15 protein-coding genes are annotated in these 16,075 nt (G+C 36.0%); 13 read left to right on the forward strand and 2 right to left on the reverse strand.

Features of this window, described 5'->3' with window-relative positions:
• Positions 1-574: transposase (locus EJN67_RS02245; protein WP_165000684.1), on the forward strand; the 574-nt coding region annotated here is incomplete at its 5' end.
• Positions 575-754: 180 nt separating this feature from the next.
• On the opposite strand, the gene EJN67_RS02250 is transcribed toward EJN67_RS02245, so the two are convergent.
• Both EJN67_RS02250 and EJN67_RS02255 read right to left on the reverse strand, forming a co-directional pair.
• Entirely contained in the window at positions 755-1,618 is an 864-nt protein-coding gene (locus tag EJN67_RS02250) for an ABC transporter permease (protein ID WP_243641207.1), read from the reverse strand.
• Positions 1,619-1,642: 24 nt separating this feature from the next.
• Positions 1,643-2,623, reverse strand: coding sequence for an ABC transporter substrate-binding protein (locus tag EJN67_RS02255; RefSeq protein ID WP_129721741.1), 981 nt, complete (start codon positions 2,621-2,623; stop codon positions 1,643-1,645).
• Positions 2,624-2,883: 260 nt separating this feature from the next.
• Between EJN67_RS02255 and EJN67_RS02260 the strand changes: the two genes are divergently transcribed.
• The 12 genes from EJN67_RS02260 (at position 2,884) to EJN67_RS02315 (ending at position 16,047) form a co-directional block, all read left to right on the forward strand.
• A complete protein-coding gene (locus tag EJN67_RS02260; protein ID WP_129721742.1) occupies positions 2,884-3,726 on the forward strand; it encodes a MurR/RpiR family transcriptional regulator in 843 nt (280 codons plus the stop codon).
• 27 nt (positions 3,727-3,753) lie between these two features.
• On the forward strand, positions 3,754-4,677 hold the full coding sequence (murQ, locus tag EJN67_RS02265) for an N-acetylmuramic acid 6-phosphate etherase (RefSeq protein WP_129722278.1): 924 nt from the start codon (positions 3,754-3,756) through the stop codon (positions 4,675-4,677).
• Positions 4,678-4,757: 80 nt separating this feature from the next.
• Positions 4,758-5,717 carry an ABC transporter permease gene (locus tag EJN67_RS02270; protein ID WP_243641208.1) on the forward strand — a complete coding sequence of 320 codons (960 nt, stop codon included), beginning with the start codon at positions 4,758-4,760 and terminating at the stop codon, positions 5,715-5,717.
• A gap of 19 nt (positions 5,718-5,736) precedes the next feature.
• Positions 5,737-6,630, forward strand: a complete 894-nt coding sequence (locus EJN67_RS02275) for a carbohydrate ABC transporter permease (protein ID WP_129721744.1) — start codon at positions 5,737-5,739, stop codon at positions 6,628-6,630.
• A gap of 50 nt (positions 6,631-6,680) precedes the next feature.
• The gene (locus EJN67_RS02280; RefSeq protein ID WP_129721746.1) at positions 6,681-8,318 is read left to right on the forward strand and encodes an extracellular solute-binding protein; all 1,638 of its coding nucleotides are present in this window, start codon (positions 6,681-6,683) and stop codon (positions 8,316-8,318) included.
• 93 nt (positions 8,319-8,411) lie between these two features.
• Positions 8,412-9,404, forward strand: coding sequence for a GNAT family N-acetyltransferase (locus tag EJN67_RS02285; RefSeq protein WP_165000685.1), 993 nt, complete (start codon positions 8,412-8,414; stop codon positions 9,402-9,404).
• 2 nt (positions 9,405-9,406) lie between these two features.
• A complete protein-coding gene (locus EJN67_RS02290; RefSeq protein ID WP_129721750.1) occupies positions 9,407-10,108 on the forward strand; it encodes a PIG-L deacetylase family protein in 702 nt (233 codons plus the stop codon).
• Between the two features lie 15 nt (positions 10,109-10,123).
• The gene (locus EJN67_RS02295; RefSeq protein WP_243641209.1) at positions 10,124-11,203 is read left to right on the forward strand and encodes a serine hydrolase domain-containing protein; all 1,080 of its coding nucleotides are present in this window, start codon (positions 10,124-10,126) and stop codon (positions 11,201-11,203) included.
• Positions 11,204-11,228: 25 nt separating this feature from the next.
• Positions 11,229-12,311 (forward strand): DUF871 domain-containing protein, encoded by a 1,083-nt coding sequence (locus EJN67_RS02300; protein ID WP_129721753.1) that lies wholly within the window; start codon positions 11,229-11,231, stop codon positions 12,309-12,311.
• 3 nt (positions 12,312-12,314) lie between these two features.
• Positions 12,315-13,463 carry an exo-beta-N-acetylmuramidase NamZ family protein gene (locus EJN67_RS02305; RefSeq protein ID WP_129721756.1) on the forward strand — a complete coding sequence of 383 codons (1,149 nt, stop codon included), beginning with the start codon at positions 12,315-12,317 and terminating at the stop codon, positions 13,461-13,463.
• A gap of 63 nt (positions 13,464-13,526) precedes the next feature.
• Positions 13,527-15,113 carry a beta-N-acetylhexosaminidase gene (nagZ, locus tag EJN67_RS02310; RefSeq protein ID WP_129721759.1) on the forward strand — a complete coding sequence of 529 codons (1,587 nt, stop codon included), beginning with the start codon at positions 13,527-13,529 and terminating at the stop codon, positions 15,111-15,113.
• A 4-nt stretch (positions 15,114-15,117) separates the two neighbouring features.
• Entirely contained in the window at positions 15,118-16,047 is a 930-nt protein-coding gene (locus tag EJN67_RS02315) for a BadF/BadG/BcrA/BcrD ATPase family protein (RefSeq protein ID WP_129721762.1), read from the forward strand.
• The last annotated feature ends 28 nt before the right edge of the window (positions 16,048-16,075 follow it).

Raw genomic sequence — 16,075 nt, forward strand, 5'->3', positions numbered from 1 at the left:
CGTAACAATGCTCACCGTTTATATCTCTATGGTTAAAAACCTCCAAAATAGTCTTACTAAAATCTTAAAGGCAATTCACCAATTAATTGACGATGACTTGTCAAAGGATGTGCCTGTAATATCCCCGGCTCTTGAACTTCTTCAAAGTATCCCTGGCATAGGCTTTCTTACAGCTGCTACTATCATTGCTGAGATCGGTGATTTCACAGCTTTCTCGAAACCAAAAAAACTAGTTGCATACTTTGGAATTGACCCTTCAGTGATACAGTCTGGAGAGTTCACCGGTACCCGTAACAAGATGTCTAAAAGGGGCTCAAGGCTGCTTAGGAGGGTGCTCTATACTACAGCTCTTGCCAATATCCGAACTAAACGCAACAACGAGCCATGTAATCCTGTACTGATGGATTTCTATAAGAGAAAGTCACAGAGCAAGCCTAAAAAAGTAGCTTTAGGAGCAGTTATGCATAAACTCGTTTATATCATCTTTGCTGTTCTTAGGGATAGAAAGCCTTTTGAACTACGTACTCCCGAAGAACATGCTAAAATGCTTACAAGAAAGCATACTGCAGCTTAGCAATATTTGTATTTGATATTTAGTTTTCAAAGTTCATTTAACTTATCTTGACCGGCTATTTAAAATCAACAATCTCTAGGTGGTCTTGCTGGCATGCTATTTTTTGATCTCTTAGTGCAAGAACCCTCCGAGAAACTTTCAAAATTATTTTATAAAAGTACTTGACTTTAATTAGCTGGTCTAATTATTCAATGAAAGTTTTACTTTGTCTTTAACCTGGGGAACAACCAAGGTGATTATTACTAAAACCGATGTAAGCAATTTTAAATCGGTACTGTTTAATCCAAGTCTTAAAGCGATTGTAATGCACATCCTGTATACGAATGATCCCAATATTATTGAAAAAGTAATAGTGGATAATTTGGTACCTCCAATGAGCATTTCACCTATTATAACCGATGCCAATCCGGCTACTATAGTTCCTAAACCCATTCCAATGTCTGCAAAACCCTGATACTGTGCAACTAATGCACCGGATAGGGCAATTAGCCCATTGGATAGGCCAAGACCTAATATCTTCATAAGTTCTGTATTGACTCCCAAACTCCTTATCATCTGGGCATTGTTGCCGGTGGCTCTCAGGGCCAATCCCAGTTTAGTGGACAAAAACCAGTCCATTATAAACTTTAGGGCAAAGACCAATATGATGAACAGGAATAAATACATGTACTTACTGTCTATACCCATATTTTCAATAGGGGAGAACACATTTTTCTGATCTAACAGACCTATATTGGATTTACCCATTATACGAAGATTAACGGAGTATAGGGCTGTCATTGTAAGTATGCCTGATAAAAGTTCATTTATATTTCCTTTGGTATTTAGAATGCCTGTTATACATCCGGCTATACATCCGCATCCAAAGGCTATAATCGTAGCTAGCCAGGGATCTGTTCCTTTTGTAATAAGAATTGCAGCTACTGCGCCGCCTAGGGGGAAGCTCCCATCTACAGTTAAATCGGAGAACTTTAGAACTCTAAAAGTAATATATACGCCCATAGCCATAATGCTAAAGGCAAGACCTTGTTCTATAGAAGGCATGAAAATTTCACTCCACATATTATATCACCTCAATATTTCTGCATCGTTCATTATTTCATCTGGTAACTCTATACCTAAGCTTCTCAGTGTCTTTTGATTTACTGCAATGGTTAATTTATCAGACATCTGAATGGACATATTGCCGGGCTTTGAACCTTTCAATATATCAATGGCCATTTTCCCGGTTTGTCTTCCAAGATCATAATAATCTATTCCCTTTGTAAATAGAGCTCCACCTTCTACATGTGCTTTTTCCGCACCTATATGTGGTATCTTATTATCCATGGCCACCTTGGCAACGGCATTTATGGATGATGCTACGGTATTATCTGTAGGGGTATATATAATATCTACTCTACCGACCAAAGACTGGGCAGCTTGATTTACTTCGCTTGAGTTTGTTACAGTTGCCTCTATTATTTCAAGTCCAAGTTCCTTTGCTGATTTTTTTGCAAGGTCTACCTGGATAAGTGAATTTGCTTCACCTGCATTATAGAGCATACCTATCTTTCTGGCGCTTGGAAATGTATTGTGAATTATTTCCATTTGTTCTTTTACAGGAGTTAAATCACTAGTTCCTGTGATATTACCTCCTGGATTATCCATTGATTTTACCAGTTTACAATCTACAGGATCGGTAACTGCCGTTATTAATATGGGCTTATCTTTAATAGTATTAGCCATAGCCTGTGCTGTATTTGTAGCTATAGCAAAGACCATATCTAGATTTTTTGAATCAAATTGTTTTGCGATGGTATTTAAATTGGCGGGTTCGCCTTGGGCGTTTTGAATATATAGCTTTATATTTTTGCCATCTTCATACCCATTTTCTCTTAACTCGTCTATAAAACCTTCTTTTGCAGAATCAAGGGCAGGGTGCTCCACAATTTGAGCTATACCAATTTTTAATACATCATCTGACGAACTGCTTGGATTGCTAGAGCATGCCATAAGGCTGCATAAAATTGTAAGTGAAATTAAAAATGACAATAACCGTTTTACCATACTACTTTTCCTCCTTTTTTGGGAAGAATGCTAGGCACAAAAAAAGCACCCAGTAAGAGCGCTATCATACTCCTACCATTCTACCATGCTACACAATATAATATTTATATTATATATAATATCGTTAAATTGTCAAAAGGTCAATCTATAAACTGTATGAAACTTTTTTACGTTTTTTTAAAAAATATATTGAAACTTTTTTACGTACGTGCTATAATAAAAATGCAAACATTCCATATATAGAAAAGGGATGAATAAATGTGAGAGATATCATTTTTAACATTAATGAGTTAAAGGATACATTTACACCCTCAGAATCAAAAATAGCCCAGTATATATTAGAATATCCACAGCAAGTAACAAATCTTACTATTAATGAATTAGCGAGGGTATGTAATACAAGTGAAGCAAGTGTCGTGAGATTCTGTAAGACATTAAATTTAAAAGGATTTCAGGACTTAAAAGTTAAGATAGCAGCTTCTATTGCTATCAAACATAAAGAACTTGATGGGGGCATAAGCAAGGATGATTCGCTATCTACAATTGTACAAAAGATTGGGAATTTTAATAAACAGGCGATAGAGCAGGCATCATCTGTACTTGATTTAAATGCACTAGAAGAGGCTGTAGAAGTATTGTCAAATGCCAGGAGAATAGATTTTAGTGGGCTAGGGGCATCGGGTATAGTAGCTTATGATGCTATGACAAAATTTATGAGAATCAATGTACCATGTAATTATTACAGCGACAGTCATCTGCAGCTGACATCTGCAGCAAATTTGACAAGGGATGATGTAGCGGTAGGAATTTCCTATTCAGGCAATACGCGTGAAGTTGTGGATGTTTTAAAGATAGCAAAAGAAAAGGGTGCTTATACAATAAGTATTACAAAAGTAGGAAATTCACCTTTAGTTGAGACTGCGGATATAAATTTATATGTATCCTCTCAAGAAGCCATTTTCCGTGCAGGAGCCATGGCATCTCGTATAGCGCAGCTTAATCTAATTGATATATTGTTTGTAAGTGTAGCTATTAAAAAATATGATGAAGTCATCGGTTATCTAGAAAATACCAGTGGGGCTACATCTATTAGAAAAATATAAAATAGGAGTTGTTGAAGAATGGATGAAATGCTTTATTCGTTGATTACAGAGCAGCAAAACAGTGATAGTTTAAATATTGATACCATGAATACCATAGATATTTTGAAAATTATGAACGAAGAGGATAAGAAGGTAGCCTATGCAGTAGAAAGGGAGTTAGGTGAGATTGCATCTGCTATAGATGCAATAGTAGAGAGAATGCAAAGGGGAGGTAGATTACTATACTTTGGTGCAGGAACTAGCGGTAGATTGGGTATACTTGATGCAGCAGAATGTCCACCTACATTTGGTACCCGGCCCGAATTGGTGCAGGGTATAATGGCCGGTGGAGGTGCTGGTGCCTTTAATATCGCTAGGGAGGATATAGAAGATCATAAAGAAGAGGGTGCGGCAGACGTTGTAAAAAACAATATTACGCAACTTGATTCCATAATAGGGATCTCTGCCAGCGGCCAGGCACCATATGTATTAGGAGCATTGGAAGAGGCAAAAAAAAGGGGCGCCCTTACCATATCTATAGCATGCAATGAACAAGCCCTTCTAGATGATGCGGCAGACATAAATATAAATGTGGTAGTGGGACCTGAAATAATAATGGGTTCTACCAGACTTAAAGCCGGAACAGCACAGAAGATGGTACTTAATATGATATCTACAGCTACCATGATAAAGATGGGAAAGGTATATAGAAATCTTATGGTGGATGTAAAGCCTAAAAATAAAAAACTGATTGAACGGGCAAAAAGGATTATAATGCTTGCAACTGGCGTTTCGTACGAAGAAGCTGATAGATATTTCAATTTAAGCAACAAAAATGCAAAGATAGCAATAGTAATGATAGAGGCGGGAGTTTGTTATGAAACGGCATGCGAATTATTAGAGAAGGGAGATGGCTTTGTAGCACAGGCTATAGAAATCTATCAAACTAATATGGGCAATAACGAGATTTGAACTATGTAGCCCTAGAGTTTAGTAACTTTAGTATTATACTTTACCGTTTCGTAATAATTCATATAGAAAGAGGGGGTAAAATGGAGATTGTCAGCACCAAAAAGCAAGACAATGTGGTTAAGCGTAGGCAAGATTCTAAAAAGATGCGAGCTAAGATGTGGAAAGATAGGTATATGTATCTTATGATCCTTCCTGTAGTTATATACTATATAATATTCAAATATTTACCGATGGGATGGCTAAGAATAGCCTTTTATGATTTTAAAATTCTAAAAGGTATAAAAGGTAGCAAATTTGTAGGATTAAAACATTTTAAAGCATTTATTAATAATCCAGATTTCTTGAAAATTATGTGGAACACGTTATATATTAATATTTTAAGTTTACTTTTTTGTTTCACAGCACCAATTATTTTTGCCCTATTATTAAATGAACTTTTAGGTGGCAAATTCAAAAAAACAGTTCAAACAGTTAGTTATTTACCACACTTTTTATCAATGGTAGTAGTTGTTGGCATGATTAAAAATATTTTATCACCTTCTATTGGTGTAGTTAATGCTATAAGAAAAGCCTTTGGAAATGAAGCAATTTATTACTTAGGAGAAGCTAAATATTTTCGACCTATAATGATTCTATCGGGAATTTGGCAAGAGATGGGCTGGGGTTCAATTATATATCTATCTGCATTATCTGGAATAAACACAGAGCTATACGAGGCAGCAGTAATTGATGGAGCAGGACGCTTTCAACAGGTTTGGCATATAACAATACCAGGAATTCTTAACACTATCATAGTTATGCTTATATTGAGGATTGGTTCTTTATTGTCGGTAGGATTTGAAAAAGTATATCTACTGCAAAACCCTCATAATATTGCGGTGTCAGAGGTTTTATCTACCTACGTATATAAAATGGGTATGGTAAATAGCAACTATAGTCTTGCAACAGCAGTTGGTATGTTCAACGGAATAATTAGCTTAATTCTTGTTTCATTAGCTAATCAACTAAGTAAAAAATATTCTGAAATAAGTTTAATATAGTAAAGAAAGGAGATCTCAAATGTCGATTTCCAATAAAAATAGTAAAGGGGAAAAAGTATTCGATGTAGTTAATATAATTCTTATGTTAATATTGAGTATTATATTTATTTATCCAGTATTAAACGTGTTAGCAATTTCTTTAAGTGGAAGTTCACCAGTTTTACGAGGAGAAGTTACATTTTTTCCAAGACAAATTACTGCTACAGCATATGAAAATATATTTGATAATAAGCATATATGGATATCTTATGCAAATACTATCTTTGTAGCAGCTGTTGGATGTATTCTAGGTTTAGGCATGAGTTCTCTTGCAGCGTATCCTATGGCATTTGGTGACTTTTACGGTAAAAGAATATATAGCTTTTTAATTTTATTTACCATGTGGTTTGGCGGCGGTTTGATACCAACATATCTAGTTATGAGAAATTTAAAACTTATAGATTCTCATTGGGCATTGATTTTAGATTCTTTAGCGCCGGCTTATTATATTATCATATTGAGAAGTTTTTTTATGAGCATACCTAATTCATTGATAGAATCAGCAAAGCTCGATGGAGCAAACGATTTTGTTTGTCTTGCAAAAATTGTTATACCTGTATCTAAACCCGTACTTGCCACTGTAGCACTTTGGTTTATTGTAGGACATTGGAATAGCTTTTTGCCGCCTTTAATGTATCTAAATGATAGAAATAAATATACTCTGCAAATAGTATTACATGATATTGTATTACAAGCATCAGGTAAACTATATGAAGTCGAAGGAGCAGTACATGCTGGAGAAGGTAGTATGGTTATACCACAGCAGGTACAAAATGCAGTTATTTTCGTATCATTAATCCCAATGCTTATCGTTTATCCGTTTCTTCAACAGTATTTTGTGAAAGGTGTAATGATTGGCTCTGTTAAGGGTTGATCTTACATTTTATAAATCAATATAAAAAGGAAAGGGGTATTAACACGATTATGAAAAGTAATATGTCAAAGAAAATCATAAGCCTAATACTAGCCTTGATGATGTTGGCAGCTGTATTTACTGGCTGTCAAAAGAATGACTCTGATGCCAAAACATCAGACAAAACATCAGATGTATCAGAAAATACAAACAAAGAGGATGATAAAAAAGAAGACGAAGGGAAAGACGGAGAAGAAGGCGAAACTTTATTTAAGGATACCTTTAAATTTAGCTACATGGGAACTATTTGGGGAGTACACCCGGAAGATGGTAATCCCATATTTGATGAACTGATGAAAAGAACAAATACAGAGATTGATTTTCAATGGTATCCAGTAGCCAATTATGAAGATAAGGTTTCTGTAACATTGGCTTCTGGCAATATACCAGATATGATTGCAGGTGGAGGTACCACCACATTACTAGAACAGGAGGCAATTATACCTCTTGATGATTTACTAGAAAAGCATGGACAAAATATTCTTGCAAATTTAAAAGAGGAAGATTATCCTTATATGAGAGTAGCAACAGATGGCAAAATCTACTCTGTTCCATTTATACTTGATTTTCCGCCTGCATATGCTATGCAAGTTCGTAAAGACTGGCTAGATAAGGTAGGAATTAATGAGATACCTGACACATGGGATGAATGGAAAACAGCATGGAAGGCTTTTAAGGATCAAGATGCAAATGGCGATGGAGATTCAACAAATGAGATCCCATATGCAGGAGATGTTTATTCATTATTGCCTGCGTTTGGTATTAATGTAGCCAACAAAATTGGTTTTACACAAGATGCTGATGGGAATTATACTCTGATGTACGAATTACCTGAATTCAGAAAGTATTTGGAGGAAATGCATAATTTATACAAAGAAGGTTTACTTGATAAGGAATTTGCTACACGGGGAACCTTCGTTGATAATCCTGAACTTGAAAAAGTATGTGATGCTAATTTGGCAGGCTCGATGATGACTTGGGCTGCTAATACTAGGAGAACTACGGAGGTAGTACGCGAGGTAGATCCAAATGCAGCCTTGATTGGAGTAAAGCCTATTCAAGGTCCTGATGGAAAGCGTGGAATACCATCTAGGGTAAGGGTTAGTCCTACCGCGTCAATAACTGTCGCAGCAGAAGATAAAGCAGAAGATATTATTAAATTCTTCAACTATGTATTTAGTGAGGAAGGAATTAAATTAATGTCATATGGAATCGAAGGGGAGCACCATGAGATAATCGATTCAAAACCTTCATTGAAGGCACCTTACAATGAGTCTTTTGAAAATGCTAGGGAAGTTGGACTTAACTTTACTCCATTCCCCCATTTCTTTATGGAAGATGCATTTATGCAGATAATGATGGGAGGAAAGAAATATGAGGAACTTCCAGAGCCTATGAAGTTTTTCAGTGATGCGTTATATGCTGGAGAAGATTACTTTTTTACTCCTACTCCTACTCTAAGCACTGAAGCCTATACTGAAAAGCAAGGACAGATATTTCCGAAACTAGAGGCGTTGCTTGCATCATGTGTAACGGGGGATATTTCTGTTGATGAATTTTATGATGAATATGAGAAGTTAAAACCTGCAGGATTGCAAGATATATTGGACCAGGGCAATGAAGCATGGAAGATGGTAAAAGGAAAGTAAAGATTATTAATATTAAAATTTAACAGGAGGCAATTGACTAATCAATTGCCTCCTATCTCTTAAAAGTAAAAGATAGTGCAAAGGGGAATGAGCATGAAAATAGTAAAATTCAATGATAGCTATATTTCCGATGTAGTAAAACTATGGAATAAAAGTGCAAAGGCAGAGATGCCATATAAACCCTTTACAGAGGCAAGTTTTAGAGATAAATTCATAAATAATCCTCATTTTAGCTATGAGGGCACATTTGTAGGCATAAAAGATGAAAAAGTTATAGCGTTTGCAAATGGTATATTCAAGAAAGAATTTTTACCTGGAGAGACTTATGAAAATACTCCTGGATATTTAACCTTTATATTGGTAGATAAGCCTTATAGACGCAATGGGTATGGAAGTATGATGTTGAAGTCTGTGGAGGATTATTTTATAGCATGTGGGAAAAAACAGGTGCAGATAATCTTTTTTAACCCCATAAACTTAGAATGGTATATACCAGGTTCAAAAAATCACGATCATCCAAATGCCCCTGGTGTAGATATGGATGGGCCTGGATATGAATTTTTAAAAAAGCATGGATATGAAAAGAGAAGTAGGGAAGTATCCATGTATTTAGACCTATCCAAATATGAGCTTAGTGAAAAGACCATATCAAAGCTAGAAGAATTAAAAGCTAAGGGGATTTATATAGAATATTACAATGAAGACAAACATTATGGTTTTGACCAGTTCTTTGATAATTTGAAAAATGAATATTGGAGAAAGGATATAAAGGACAATCTTGCACGCCCGAACCCATTACCTGTAATTGTAGCCAATGATAATGGCAAGATATGTGGTTTTACAGGGCCTATAGATGTGGAAAAAAGCGGTAGAGGATGGTTTTGTGGTATAGGCGTGGATCCTGGCTATGGAGGAGATGGTATAGGTACCACATTATTCTGTATGCTTATGAAGAGTTTTAAAGATATTGGGGCACAGTTTAGTTCCCTTTTTACAGGGCTAGATAATCCGGCCAGAAAGATATATGAGAGGGCAGGATTTACAGTTGTAAAGACTTGGGCAGTTATGAGAAAGGAGATAATGTAGTTATGGAAAGGAAAAAACTTCATATAATGGCTATAGGAGCCCATGTGGGGGATGTGGAGTTATCCTCAGGCATAACCCTTGCAAAACATGCGATATTAGGTGACGATATAACCACTGTAGCACTTACTGCAGGGGAGAGGGGGGCACCATCTTCCATACCAGTAGAAGAATTTAAGGAAATGAATATAGATTCAGCCTCTCAGTTTGCCAAAATGCTGGGAGGAAGATCCATAGTGTTGAATTATAGGGATGGGGAGGTACCTGAAAACGAGGACATAAAATTCCAGATATGTGATATAATAAGAATGTATAAGCCTGACGTGCTTATAACCCACTGGAAAAATAGTATTCATAAGGATCATATGACTACCCACAGAGTAGTAGTTGATGCACATTTCTATGCTGCCCTTGGTACAATGGAGCGTTCAAAACCAGCCCATTGGGCTAAAGGTCCTTATTTTGCAGAAAATTGGGAGGACGCGCAAGGATTTGAACCATATGTATTTATGGATGTTACCGAAGGTTTTGAGCTATGGAAGAGTGCTGTTAGAAAATTATGGCTTACCGAAAATTCTCCGTGGTTTAAATATCTAGATTATTATGATGCTTTAAGCAAGGCACGGGGTGCACTTATCCATAAGGATAGGGCAGAGACATTTGCTATTGATCCATCACAAATGAGGATGGTACTATCATCATTTTAAAAAAGGTAGATGATAATGTTGAGATTGGATAAAAATTTGCTTGATAATGCTTTAGAACTCATACAGCAGGGGGTTAACAAAGGGTATTTCCCAGGGGCAACTGTGGCTATAGGCGATAGGAAAGGGGTATATGTAGTACGACAGTATGGGAAGGCATGTATATACCCTTCCATTGCTGATCTTGATAAGGACACCCTATATGATCTTGCTTCACTTACCAAGGTAGTAGGTACTACGACACTATTTATGAAGTTTTTGGAGATGGGTTTAGTCACCCTAGATGACAGGGTGGAAGAATATATGCCAAAGTTTTCTTGCGGTAAAAAAAGCCAGATTAGATTATTTAATCTTTTGACCCATACATCGGGACTGCCTGCCTATTTGCCACTATATAAGATGTGCTGCGATTATAATGATGTCATAAGGTGCATAGGTGATGTAAACCTAGAATATGATCCAGGTACAAAGGTTGTATATAGTGATTTAGGTTTTATACTCTTGAGATATATACTTGAAAAGGCAGGTCATGCCTCTTTTGAACGGCTATGTGATACATATGTATTTAAGCCTATGGGTATGGAGAATACATGCTTTAATCCCAAAACTAAAAATGTAGCTGCTACTGAAATAGACATAAATACTGGGCGTGTTTTAATTGGTAAGTGCCATGATGAAAATGGTAGATTTTTAAGTGGAATCTCAGGTCATGCGGGACTCTTTTCAAATATATGTGATCTTATAAATTTTTGTAATATGCTTATAAACAGGGGGACTATTTTGGAAGGAAGATTTTTATCAATCCCTGCATTTGAAATGATGACGCGAAATTATACTGCCGGTTTGAATGAGGACAGAGGTATTGGTTGGTGCGTAAAAGGCAGCGGAGGAAGGATTTCATCAGGTGGGGACTTAGTATCTCCTAGTGCATTTGGACATACAGGATTTACTGGTACATCTATCTGGGTGGATATACCACATAATATCTATATTATATTACTCACAAATAGGGTGCATCCGTCTAGGAGAAATGACTCAATAATAAGGTTTAGGAGGGTATTTCATAATGCTGTATTGTCATCTATTGTAGATGACTAGATTTATTTATTGGGAGGGCTATTAAGTGAATATTGGTATATCGGTATTTGCAGGTGATAAATACGATGTGAAATCCAATATGGAATATATAGATATTGCTAGTTCTTTAGGAGTATCAAGAATTTTTACATCGTTTAATGCTGTAATGGGAAATGAAACCGATTTAAAATATGCTATGGAGATAATAAAATATGCCAGGTTAAAAAATATGAATATTATGACCGATGTATCACCAAAGGTATTTTCCTTGTTAGGTGCCGATTTAAAAGATCTGGCGCCTTTCTATAGGTTAGGTACATCTTATATAAGATGTGATTATGGTTTTGATGCAATGAATATAGCAGAGATGTCAAAGAATGATTATGGTATAGGTATTGTTATAAATGCAAGTACTGTAACACAAAAAGAGATAGAAGAAATATTGATATACGCTGGAAATATAAAAAACATAAAAGCTTGCCACAATTTTTATCCCCATCCATATACCGGACTTTCCTGTAGCTTCTTTAATGAAAAGACAAAAATGCTTAAAGAATATGGTGTAGAGGTATCAGCTTTTATACCATCTCAAGTGGGCAGAAGGGGACCTTTATATGAAGGGCTGCCTACTATAGAATACCATAGAAATATGAAACCGGTTTTGGCAGCAAGAGATTTGGTATATGGAAATATGATAGATGCTATATACTTTGGCGATGCCTATGCTTCAACAGAGGAACTAGAGGGAGTCTTAAAAATAGATCCAGATGTGGTGGAATTGGAGATAGAGCTTACTAAAAATGTCTCAAATATAGAGAAAAATATCATATTTTCTCCGTATCATATAAACAGATTGGATGCTTCTGAATATATAGTTCGTTCAGGCAATTCTAGGTTAGAATGGCCTGAAAAGATACTTCCGTCTAATTGTATAGAACGGAATAAGTATGCAGTAACTATAGACAATAAGGGAATGGGGCGATATATGGGCGAACTTCAAATAGTAAGGCAATCCCTTCCATCAGATCCAAGGGTAAATGTTGTTGGAACCATGGGCAATGAAAATACTTTATTACTTGATTATATACAACCAGGGAGAAAATTTAAATTTATTAGGAAGGGTGGATGAGCTATGGATAGGGTAAAGAATGGGATAGATATAATTAGGGATAACAAAAATAAAATAGAAGGTCTGAGAATAGGACTTATAACAAATTATACAGGAGTAGATGAAAGTCTTAACAGCACTATTGACATATTGAACAAAGTGGGCAGACTTGTGTGCCTTTTTTCGCCTGAACATGGGGTGAGGGGAAATTTTCAGGCAGGTGCTCATGTACCTGATTATATTGATGAAAAAACTGGAATTAAGGTCTATAGTCTATATGGTGATATAAAAAAGCCTACCGGCAGGATGATTAAAGATATAGATACTATTATTTTTGATATGCAGGATGTGGGGGTAAGATTTTATACATATTTGTATACGATGGCATACGCTATGCAATCGGCAAAGGAATTCGATAAAAAGTTTATAGTCTTGGATAGGCCAAATCCCATAGGGGGCATGAAAGTAGAGGGGAATATATTGGATAGCAAGTTTTCATCGTTTGTTGGTATGTATCCAATACCTGTAAGATATGGATTGACAATAGGCGAGCTTGCTATGCTTTTAAATCAAGAGTTTGGTATAGGATGCGATCTTGAAGTTGTAAAAATAGCGGGCTGGCAAAGAAGGATGTACTTTGATGATACGCAACTTAATTTTATAGCCCCATCGCCTAATATTCCCAATGTAGACACAGCTATTCTATATGCAGGTACCTGCTTTTTTGAGGGGACAAATGTTTCGGAGGGAAGGGGTACTACCCAACCATTTCAGATAATAGGTGCTCCTTGGATAGATTGTTATCACTTGGCAGAAGAATTAAATGCATTAAATTTAGAAGGTGCGATATTTAGACCTCACTATTTTACACCTACTTTTTCAAAATATAAGGGTGAACTGTGCAGAGGAGTACAAATTCATATAACAGATAGAGAAGCTATAGAACCATTTAAAATTGGTATATATTTAATATCTAAAATATATGAAAATTATGATGAATTTGAGTTTTTGCCTCCATATAAGGAAGGTGGCAGATGCTTTTTTGATTTATTGGCAGGTACTAACAAATTGAGAAAATCCGTTATTGACGGTACTATTGAGGATTATATTGAAGAGTGCAAAGAGGATTTGAAGAAATTTAAAAATATCAGAAGAGAGTATATGATTTATTAACTATTATATAGAATATATGGTATAATTGTATAATGTTATATTTGTATCTATGGGGTGATGAGCATGAATATTAAGGATATGTCATTGGATCAAAAAATAGGCCAGATGCTTATGATAGGTTTTCATTCTAAAAAATTTGATAATCATATCAAAGAAATGCTATATGAACACTATATAGGAAACGTCATATTATTTTCTAGGAACATAGGATCTAAAGATGAAATAATAGAATTAACTGAAGATATTCAAAAAAATGCCATGGAGGTTTTGGGGATCCCTGCCCTTATATCCATAGATCAAGAGGGAGGAATGGTGACTCGAATATCGAATGGAGCTACATTCCTTCCTGGAAATATGGCTATAGCTGCTACAAATGATCCTAAAAATGCATACATAATAGGTGAGATAATGGGAAAAGAGCTAGGGGCTCTGGGAATAAATATGAATCTAGCCCCTGTATTGGATGTGAACAATAATCCATTAAACCCTGTAATAGGAGTACGATCCTATGGTGAGGATCCAAAGAATGTAGCAGAATTTGGAACAAACTATATTAGGGCATTACAGGAACAAGGCGTAGTAGCGACTGCCAAGCATTTTCCCGGGCATGGGGATACGAAGATTGATTCTCATGTAGATCTCCCCCTTGTTTTGCATAGTATGGATAGATTGGAAGAGATAGAACTATATCCATTTAAGGCTGCTATAGATAGTGGTGTAGAAGCAATTATGACTGCACATATTATTTTCAAAGCATTGGAACATCAAGGTAGACCTGCTACTCTGTCACATAATATAATTACAGGACTTTTAAGGAATAGACTTGGATTTAACGGGATTGTAATTACCGATTGTATGGAGATGAGCGCTATAGCAAAATATTTTGGTACGGCAAATGCTGCAGTTATGGCTGTTAAGGCGGGAGCTGATATGATTTTAGTCTCACATACAAGGGAAAAACAAATTGATGCTGCAAGGGCAATAAAGCAGGCTGTTTTAAAAGGGGATATTCCGATTGAAAATATAGATATGTCTGTACAGAGGATTCTGAGTATAAAACGCAAATATAGTATAGGGAATTATTCATTTAACGGTGCAAAGGGTTTAAATGATATTCTAGGCAATAGAGACCATATTGAAAAGGCAAAAGAGGTAAGCCTAGAAAGTGTGACAGTTGTAAAAGATGATAAATGTTTATTACCTATAAAGACCAAGAATATTTTGGTCATATCACCTGAACCGGTACTAATGACAGGTGTAGAAGATTGTAATACAGAAATGGATTCATTTGCGCAGGCGTTGACGGATGAATTAGGTGGCATATACAGTATAATGGACATAAATCCCAATGGAGACTATATAAAAAATATTTCGGTGAAGGCAAAAGATAAAGAACTTATAGTAGTCGGGACGTACAATGCAAATTTAAATGAGGGTCAAGTAAAGCTTATAAATGAATTGTACAAATGTAACCAAAATATTATAGTCGTAGCCTTAAGAAATCCTTATGATATTTCCAAATTCAAAGAAATACCTACTTACATTTGTACCTATGAATATACGCCTCTATCTATTGCAAGTCTAATACGGGTATTAGCCGGTTATAAAATGTCATTAGGAAGGGCACCGGTTACTATTGAAGAGAGGTGAAAACATGAAATATGTGATAGGTATAGATGGAGGAGGTACTAGCAGTACCCTCAGGATATTAGATGAACAAGGAACGGAATTAGGAAGTGGAGTAGGGGGCCCTACAAACATGAGTGCTCAGCCTGTAGAGGAGGTGCGAAATACCCTTGATAATCTCATTATAGGTTCTATAGAGCATGCAGGGCTTAGTATAGGTGAATGTAATGCCCTATGTATCGGTACAGCGGGTGCAGGTAGGGCATACCAAAGTACAATATTAAAAGGTATTATTAAGGATATAGGCATAAAGAAAAATGTGATTGTAAGGAATGATGCAGATATTGCCTTGGTGGCGGGAGCGGGCAAGGAAGAGGGCATAATAGTCATAGCAGGTACAGGATCTATAGCCTATGGCAGCACGTTGGAAGGGAAAAGTTACAGGACAGGAGGCTGGGGCCATATTGTAGGAGATGAAGGAAGTGCTTACTATATCGGCGCAAGGGCATTAACTGAGGCCTTAAGGAGCTATGATGGACGCAGAGAGTCTACTCTACTTTTACCTATGCTAATGGATGCAATAAATGTAGATGATGTAGATCATATGATAAAATATATATATGATGATGGCTTTTTAAAAACTAAAATAGCAAAGTTGGCCAAAGTAGTAGATGAGGCTTATAAAAAAGGTGATCAAACTGCAAAGGAGATATTGAGTGATGGTTCATATGAACTATTTCTATTAGCGGATGCAGTTGTAAGAAAATTGGGCTTTAATGATATCACCACTACGCTGGTGACTAGCGGCAGTGTATTGCTTAAAAACGATTTTGTATTTAAAAATTTTAAAAGATATGTAGAACAAAATTATCCTAAATTGCAAATAGTAAAACTAGATAAGGATGCTGCCTATGGAGCGGCATATATTGCACTTCAGTCTTTGCACGTCTATAGCTAATTGTTTTTTAACTAAGCATTATGTTGGA

It is taken from the genome of Xylanivirga thermophila (genome assembly GCF_004138105.1).
Lineage (GTDB): Bacteria > Bacillota > Clostridia > Caldicoprobacterales > Xylanivirgaceae > Xylanivirga > Xylanivirga thermophila.

Excerpts from the sequence above, each read along its gene's own strand:
- EJN67_RS02250 (WP_243641207.1), bottom strand. The coding sequence starts at position 1,618 with ATGCCTTCTATAGAACAAGGTCTTGCCTTTAGCATTATGGCTATGGGC.
- EJN67_RS02255 (WP_129721741.1), bottom strand. The coding sequence starts at position 2,623 with ATGGTAAAACGGTTATTGTCATTTTTAATTTCACTTACAATTTTATGC.
- murQ (WP_129722278.1), top strand. The coding sequence starts at position 3,754 with ATGCTTTATTCGTTGATTACAGAGCAGCAAAACAGTGATAGTTTAAAT.
- EJN67_RS02270 (WP_243641208.1), top strand. The coding sequence starts at position 4,758 with ATGGAGATTGTCAGCACCAAAAAGCAAGACAATGTGGTTAAGCGTAGG.
- EJN67_RS02275 (WP_129721744.1), top strand. The coding sequence starts at position 5,737 with ATGTCGATTTCCAATAAAAATAGTAAAGGGGAAAAAGTATTCGATGTA.
- EJN67_RS02280 (WP_129721746.1), top strand. The coding sequence starts at position 6,681 with ATGAAAAGTAATATGTCAAAGAAAATCATAAGCCTAATACTAGCCTTG.
- EJN67_RS02285 (WP_165000685.1), top strand. The coding sequence starts at position 8,412 with ATGAAAATAGTAAAATTCAATGATAGCTATATTTCCGATGTAGTAAAA.
- EJN67_RS02290 (WP_129721750.1), top strand. The coding sequence starts at position 9,407 with ATGGAAAGGAAAAAACTTCATATAATGGCTATAGGAGCCCATGTGGGG.
- EJN67_RS02295 (WP_243641209.1), top strand. The coding sequence starts at position 10,124 with ATGTTGAGATTGGATAAAAATTTGCTTGATAATGCTTTAGAACTCATA.
- EJN67_RS02305 (WP_129721756.1), top strand. The coding sequence starts at position 12,315 with ATGGATAGGGTAAAGAATGGGATAGATATAATTAGGGATAACAAAAAT.
- nagZ (WP_129721759.1), top strand. The coding sequence starts at position 13,527 with ATGAATATTAAGGATATGTCATTGGATCAAAAAATAGGCCAGATGCTT.
- EJN67_RS02315 (WP_129721762.1), top strand. The coding sequence starts at position 15,118 with ATGAAATATGTGATAGGTATAGATGGAGGAGGTACTAGCAGTACCCTC.